Source organism: Streptomyces cahuitamycinicus, assembly GCF_002891435.1.
Taxonomy (GTDB): Bacteria; Actinomycetota; Actinomycetes; order Streptomycetales; family Streptomycetaceae; genus Streptomyces; species Streptomyces cahuitamycinicus.
Map to the genome: position 1 here is coordinate 1 of NZ_POUC01000434.1, position 6,591 is coordinate 6,591.

General features: G+C 67.7%; 5 protein-coding genes. All 5 read right to left on the minus strand.

The features are described 5' to 3' along the window. Positions 1–7: 7 nt before the first annotated feature. The 5 genes from C1J00_RS35820 to C1J00_RS35840 are packed head-to-tail and all read right to left on the minus strand — an operon-like array spanning position 8 to position 6,405. Entirely contained in the window at positions 8–1,012 is a 1,005-nt protein-coding gene (locus C1J00_RS35820) for a LacI family DNA-binding transcriptional regulator (protein ID WP_102913115.1), read from the minus strand. Further along, on the minus strand, positions 1,012–3,264 hold the full coding sequence (gene yicI / locus C1J00_RS35825) for an alpha-xylosidase (RefSeq protein ID WP_102913116.1): 2,253 nt from the start codon (positions 3,262–3,264) through the stop codon (positions 1,012–1,014). Before yicI ends, C1J00_RS35820 begins: the two co-directional genes overlap by 1 nt. 11 nt (positions 3,265–3,275) lie before the next feature. Continuing rightward, a complete protein-coding gene (locus tag C1J00_RS35830) occupies positions 3,276–4,142 on the minus strand; it encodes a carbohydrate ABC transporter permease (protein WP_102913117.1) in 867 nt (288 codons plus the stop codon). Then, entirely contained in the window at positions 4,139–5,113 is a 975-nt protein-coding gene (locus C1J00_RS35835; protein ID WP_102913118.1) for a carbohydrate ABC transporter permease, read from the minus strand. Before C1J00_RS35835 ends, C1J00_RS35830 begins: the two co-directional genes overlap by 4 nt. Continuing rightward, positions 5,110–6,405, minus strand: coding sequence for an ABC transporter substrate-binding protein (locus tag C1J00_RS35840; RefSeq protein WP_102913119.1), 1,296 nt, complete (start codon positions 6,403–6,405; stop codon positions 5,110–5,112). The genes C1J00_RS35835 and C1J00_RS35840 overlap by 4 nt, the downstream gene beginning before the upstream one ends. Between the last annotated feature and the right edge of the window lie 186 nt (positions 6,406–6,591).

Here is a 6,591-nt window from a genome sequence, read left to right on the forward strand (position 1 = left end):
GGGTGGTTCAAGGGCGGGGCATGGTGCTGGCCCGCACGGTCAGCCGCGGTGACAGCAAAGTCACCTCCGGTGCGGTACCGCCGCCGAGTTTCTTCATCAGCAGGTCCACCGCCCCGGCGCCCACCTCGGCGGCCGGTATGGCGATCGACGTGACGGGGACGCGGGCGCGCTCGGCCAGTTCGTCCGGGCAGATCGCCGTGACCGACAGATCCCCCGGGACCTGTAGGCCGAGCCCCTCGAACGCGTCGATCAGCGGCTCCAGGATCGGCTCGTTGTGCACGACGACACCAGTCAACGCGGGCCGCTCCCGCAGGAGTTGCTCGGCGACCTGACGGGCCGCCGCGGGCGTCGACTCGCAGGGGTGGACCGAGGAGGACAGCCCGTTCCGGTCGGCCGCGGCGGTGAAGCCCTGGACCAGGCGCTGGGCGAACCCCGTCTCCCGTACGTACACCTCGGGCGGCGAGCCCACGAGCCCGATCACCCGGTGCCCGAGCCCGGCCAGATGCTCGACGCACAGCTCACCCGCCGCCCTGAAGTCCAGGTCGATGCAGGTCAGCCCATCGGGCGACTGAGGGAATCCGATCAGTACCGAGGGCCGGTCCAGGGCGCGGAGCAACTGCAGCCGAGGATCGTGGAGTTGGAGGTCCATCACGATCAGCGCGTCGACCAGTGCCGTGTCCGCGACGCGCCGCAGCCCCGCTTCACCCTCCTCCTGCGTCAGCAGCAGCACGTCGTGGTCGTACTGACGGGCGGAGGTCACCACCGACACCGCGAACTGCATCACCACCGGCACATGGATGCCGGCCCGTAGGGGAATCACCAGCGCCAGCACGTTCGACCTGCTGCTCGCCAGCGCCCGGGCCCCGGCGTGCGGACTGTAGCCGAGCTGGCGGATGGACGCCTCGATGCGCCGCCGGGTCTCCTCGGAAATCGGGCGCTTGCCGCTCAGGGCGTACGAGACGGTGCTGGGGGAGACCCCGGCGTGCCGCGCCACATCGGTGATCTTGACCATCAGCCGCGCTCCACCGTCAGGAATCCCGTGCCGGCCTTCGCCCGCACCTCACGCCCGCCCGAGGCCAGCCCCCAGGGCACCGAGGGGTCGCTGCAGGAAGCCCGCAGCGTGTGCCCTTCGCGGACCACGGTGAAGGTCACGTCTCCAACGGGCACCGTCACCTGGGCGCCACGCCCGAGCTCGTACGCGCGCAGGGTGACGCCGTCGGCGTACGCGTAGTCGGGCCGGTCCTCCACAGCCCCCACCGGGATCACCGCACCTGGCCTGACCAGCAGCGGAACGCTCAGGAAGCCGTGCCGCTCGCGTACCCAGCGCGGGCCGGTCACCGGCTGCCCGCTGAGGAAGTGGGTCCAAGTGCCCTCGGGGACGTAGTACGAGACGTCTCCCTCGTCGGAGAACACCGGCGCGACCAGCAGGTCGGGGCCGAGCATGTACTGCCGTTCCAGATGCGCGCACCCGGGGTCGTCCGGGAACTCCAGGACCATCGCGCGCATCATCGGCACGCCCTCGGTGTGCGCGGCCCGGGCGGCCTCGTACAGGTACGGCATGAGGCGCAGCTTCAGGCGGGTGAAGAGGCGCAGGACGTCCACGGCCTCCTCGTCGAAGAGCCAAGGGACGCGGTAGGAGGAGCTGCCGTGCAGCCGGCTGTGCGAGGACAGCAGGCCGAAGGCGATCCACCGTTTGAAGAGGGCGGGCGTCGGTGTGCCCTCGAAGCCGCCGATGTCATGGCACCAGAAGCCGAACCCGGACAGACCGAGGGAGAGCCCGCCGCGCAGCGACTCGGCCATCGACTCGTACGTCGCCTCGCAGTCGCCGCCCCAGTGCACGGGGAACTTCTGGCTGCCCGCCGTCGCCGAGCGGGCGAAGACGACGGCTTCGGACTCACCCCTGTGCTTGCTGAGCACGTCGAAGACCGTGCGGTTGTACAGGTACGAGTAGTAGTTGTGCATCCGCTCGGGGTCGCCGCCGTCCGCGTACGCGACATCGAGCGGGACCCGCTCCCCGAAGTCCGTCTTGAAGCAGTCGACGCCCTGCGCGAGCAGCGCCTCCAGCTTCGACGCGTACCACTGCCGGGCGGGCTCGCTCGTGAAGTCGACCAGGGCCATCCCCGGCTGCCACAGGTCCCACTGCCAGACACCGCCGTCCGGCCTCTTCAGCAGATGCCCGAGGGCCTTGCCCTCCGCGAAGAGCGGCGAGCGCTGCGCGATGTACGGGTTGATCCATACGGAGATGCGCAGGCCGCGCTCCTTGAGGCGGGCCAGCATCCCCTCCGGGTCGGGGAAGACCCGCGGATCCCATGCGAAGTCGCACCAGTTGAACTCGCGCATCCAGAAGCAGTCGAAGTGGAAGACGGAGAGCGGGAGTTCACGCTCCTTCATGCCGTCGATGAAGGAGGTGACGGTGGTCTCGTCGTACGAGGTGGTGAAGGACGTCGACAGCCACAGCCCGAACGACCAGGCGGGTGGCAGCGCCGGGCGGCCGGTGAGGGCCGTGTACTTGCGGAGGATGTCCTTCGGGGTCGGACCGTAGATGACGTAGTACGTCAACTGCTGTGTCTCGGCGCTGAACTGAACCCGGGACACCGCCTCCGAGCCGACCTCGAACGACACCCGGCCCGGATGGTCGACGAAGACGCCGTAGCCCGCGTCCGTCAGGTAGAACGGCACGTTCTTGTACGCCTGTTCCGTGGCCGTGCCCCCGTCGGCGTTCCACATGTCGACGACCTGGCCGTTCTTGACCAGCGGTCCGAAGCGCTCGCCGAGCCCGAAGACCTGCGTGCCCACGCCGAGGTTCAACTGCTCGCGCAGATAGTGGCCGCCGGTGCCGGCGTCCCGCATGATGCCCATGCCCTTGGGGCCGCTGGAGGTGAGGGTGCGGCCGTTCGCGAGGAAGTCGACGTGCCAGGGCCCTGTGCGGCTCACTTTGATGGACAGGGCGCCCGCGGTGAGGGTCGCGGACTCCTCGTCGTACCCGGTGTGAGCCGTGAACTCCATTTCGCTGAGATCGAATTGGGGCCCGTGCGGCTCCTCGCCCTCGAAGTGTGTGAACGTGACACCGATGACGTCCGGCATGGGCGCGTGCGCGCTGATCGTCACGACCGGTCCCTTCAGCAGGTCGCCGCGGTGGCGGATGGGCCGGGTCGGCGCATGGATCTCCAGGGTGCCTGACCCGTCGGTCACATCGAGGACCTCGACCGGGTGGGCCGCGGTCACGCCCTCGCGCAGCAGCCAGTAGCCATCGGTGAACTTCACGCCCGTACCCCTTACTTGACGGCGCCCACGGCGATCCCACGGGTGAGGGTCCGCTGGAAGACGAGGAAGAAGACGATGGCGGGCAGCACGCCCAGCAGCGCGGCGGCGTTCGTCATCGTGGCGTCCATCAGGCGCTGGCCCTGGAGCACGCCGAGCGCCACCGACACGGTCTGGTTGTCATTGGAGATCAGCATGACCAGGGGCAGCAGGAACTCGTTCCAGGTCCAGATGAAGAAGAAGACCAGCAGCACGCCGATGGTCGGGCGGCTGACGGGAACCACGATCCGCCACAGCACCTGCCACTTGTTCGCCCCGTCGATCTTGGCGGCCTCGATGATCTCGCGCGGGAACTGGCCGAGTACGGCGGACAGGAGATACGTACCGAACGCGGCCTGGATCACGGTGAAGACGATGATCACGCTCAACCGGGTGTCGTACAGGCCGGCTTCCTTGCTCAGGTAATAGACCGGGTAGACCAGCGCCTCCTGCGGCAGCATGTTCGCCAGGACGAAGAAGGCGAGCACCCAGGTGCGGCCCTTGACGCGGCCGACGCCGATCGCGTACGCGTTCAGCACGGACAGGACGACGGCCAGGAGGGCCACGCTGCCACTGATCAGTACGGAGTTCACGAGCTTCTGGCCGAAGTCGACGCGCTCCCAGAAGTCCTTCAGGCCGTCCAGGTAGATGCCCTCGGGGAGGCTGAGCGGGCCGTTCGCCGAGTACTCGGCGGGCGACTTCACCGCGTTGACCGTGACGATCAGAAAGGGCAGGACCATGAACAGGGCCCCGATGATCAGGGCGACGAGGACGGGATAGCGGCCGACGACGGAGCGGACGGGCGGGCGTGACTTGGTGCGCGCGGCTTGTACGGCTGTCATGTGCGGAGCCCTTCCTCGGCGTCCTCGGCGCGGGTCTGGAGCTTGAGGCCGATGAGCGCCAGCACGAGGATGACCACGGTCAGCACGGTCGAGATCGCAGCGCCGTAGCCGACCTGGGTCTTCTCGAAGAAGGTGGTGAAGGAGAAGTAGGAGGGGACGTTGGTCGCACCGCCGGGCCCGCCCTTCGTGAGGACGTACACCGCGCCGAAGACCTTGAGCGCGGCGATGGTGCACCAGAGGAGGACGACGTAGATCTCGGGCCGGATCTGGGGGAGGGTGACGTGCCAGAACCGCCGCCACCAGCCGGCGCCGTCCAGCTCGGCGGCCTCGTACAGCTGCGGGTCCACGCGTTGCAACCCCGCCATGAAGATGACCAGCGGGAAGCCGATCTGCACCCACACCATCACGCCCATCACGCTGTAGAGCGCGATGTCGGGGTCGCCGAGCCAGTCCTGCTGGAGGTCGCCGAGCCCGATGGCCTTCAGGAGTTCGTTCAGGGAGCCGTTCTCCGGCGCGAGGATCCAGCTCCAGACGATGCCCGCGACCGCGATCGGCAGGACCTGCGGGAGATAGAAGCAGGCGCGGAGCACGGCGACCGTCTTCGTCCCGAAGTGCTTGCCGACGAAGTCGAACAGGGCGGCCGCGAGAACCAGCCCCATCACCGTCGGTACCGCCGCCATCGCCACGACCATGAAGAGGCTGTGCCGGAAGGACGCCCAGAACTCCGAGTCGCCCATCAGCTCCCTGTAGTTGGCGAGCCCGGCCCACTTCGGAGTGCCGACGCCCTGCCACTCGGTGAAACTCACGCCCGTGTTCATCAGGAACGGCACGATGATGATCGCGAAGAAGGCGAGGATCCCCGGGAGCAGGAACAGGGTGTACGAGTCCCGGGGGCGGCGCGGGCCCTTCGCGTGCTGATGCTTCTCGGTGACCCGGCCGCCCCGTGCTCCCCGTTCGACGGTGGCTGTCACGTCTTCGGCGCGCCCTTGTCGTACGCCTCCTGGACCGCGTCCAGGTAGGCCTCCGGTTTCGCGCTCCCCGTGATCAGCTTCTGCGTCTCGGAGACGAGGACGTCGTAGAAACCGGGAACGGGCCAGTCCGGGTAGAAGGCCAGGCCGTCCCTCTCGGAGAGCGTGTTGAAGTTGGCGATGAGCGCCTTGGCCTGCGGGTCGGTGATGCCGGCGGGGTCGGCCGCCACGGGGACGCCGCCCTTGTTGCCGAGCAGGTTCTGGATCTTCTTCGACATGGTGATGTCGATGAAGTCGTACGCCAGCTCCTTGTTCTTGGCGCCCTTGGGGACGACCCAGAGGTTGCCGCCGGAGCCGGCGGTCATGTCCGAGTCCGGCCAGAGGAAGGTGCCCCAGTCGAACGTGTTCTCCGCGGCGAACCGGCCGTACCACCAGCTGCCGGAGAACAGGATCGGGCTCTTGCCCTGGATGAAGGAGACCCCGGCGTCCTCCGCCTTCGTACCGCTGGACTTCTTGCTGATGTATCCCTTCTTCACCCAGTCCGCGAAGGTCTCGGCGCCGTAGGTCCAGGCGGCGTCGTGGAAGTCGGCCTTGCCCTTGTAGAGCTGGTACGAGTCGACCCACGCGCGGTCGGCCTTCGACAGCGCGAGCTGGTAGAGGTACTGCCCGGCCATGTACTCGGCGCCCGCGTTGGCGAGCGGGGTGATGCCCTCGTCGACGAACTTGTCCATGGCGGCGGTGAGTTCGTCGAACGTGGTGGGTTCCTGGATCCCGTACTTCTTGAAGAGATCCTTGTTGTAGAACACCATCGTGTACTCGGCGTAGTTGGGGATTCCGTACCACTTTCCGGAACCCATCACGCCGTTGGTGTCGTACTGGCTGGTCGTCCGCACCCCGGAGCTGAGCTTCTTGTCCCAGCCCCGCTTGGTGGCCTCGGCGGACAGATCGGTCAGGAGCCCCTGCTTGGAGAGGAGTCCCGCCGTCGCGTTGCCCTTGTTGTACTCCATGAGGTCGGGAGCGTCGTCCGAGTTGAGGACCATCGGGGCGGTCTTCTGGATCTGTTCGAAGCCCTTCTCCTCGAACTCCACCTTGACCCCCGGATGGGTCTTCTCGAACTCCTTGATGGCCGCGTTCCAGGCCACGCCCATCGCGCTGTCCGGACCTTCGTAGTGCCACAGCTTCAGCGTCTTGCCGTCTGATCCGCCACTGTCCGAGTCGCCGCAGGAGGCCAGGAGCAGAGCCCCGCTCAGAACCGCCGCAGCGGTCGCCACCACACGTCTTCGTGCCGTCATCATTCAGTGCCTCCAGGGGAGTGGGATGGCTCACTGTCCCGGTGAGTCGTGCTCGTCACGCTCGTCGTGGGGGCGTCACGCAGGGATCATCGAATCGTTTCGATGCGAGACGTCGAAGCGCTTCGACGGAGAGGAAGGTATGTGGGGGCTGGGAGGGCGTCAATGGGTGCGTCGGAAATGGGACGGGGG

Bases quoted from the DNA above. Each gene is read 5' to 3' on its own strand.
- C1J00_RS35820 (WP_102913115.1), bottom strand. From the start codon at position 1,012: ATGGTCAAGATCACCGATGTGGCGCGGCACGCCGGGGTCTCCCCCAGC.
- C1J00_RS35830 (WP_102913117.1), bottom strand. From the start codon at position 4,142: ATGACAGCCGTACAAGCCGCGCGCACCAAGTCACGCCCGCCCGTCCGC.
- C1J00_RS35840 (WP_102913119.1), bottom strand. From the start codon at position 6,405: ATGATGACGGCACGAAGACGTGTGGTGGCGACCGCTGCGGCGGTTCTG.